General features: G+C 57.7%; 1 pseudogene. It reads left to right on the top strand.

Features of this window, described 5'->3' with window-relative positions:
* Positions 1-118 precede the first annotated feature (118 nt).
* Positions 119-305, top strand: a pseudogene (locus ALO80_RS04380) (TIGR03751 family conjugal transfer lipoprotein); the annotation flags it as partial.

Below are 305 nucleotides of genomic sequence, written 5' to 3' on the forward strand. Positions count from 1 at the left end.
GCGTTTGCAGCCATCTACGTCTTACCTGGCGCGCAGGTCTCACTGCACATCGATCAAGAGCTGGAAATTGATTACGAACTCAAAGGCCGCAAGGTCAAATACCCGTCAGGAGCACGCCATGCCACTGCAAACCTGGATTGATCACTTGGTGCCGGCGCGCAGCGCGATGGTGTATTGCGTTCTCATGGCAGGCTTGCTGGCACTCGCAGGTTGCCAGACCAGCAAGGAGGAAATGCTGCCACATGGCGACAGCACCATGATGGATGTCTGGAATCAAGGCACCACGGGCTCGGCCGGTAGCGCCA

Origin of the sequence: Pseudomonas caricapapayae (assembly GCF_001400735.1) — a bacterium.
Taxonomy (GTDB): domain Bacteria; phylum Pseudomonadota; class Gammaproteobacteria; order Pseudomonadales; family Pseudomonadaceae; genus Aquipseudomonas; species Aquipseudomonas caricapapayae.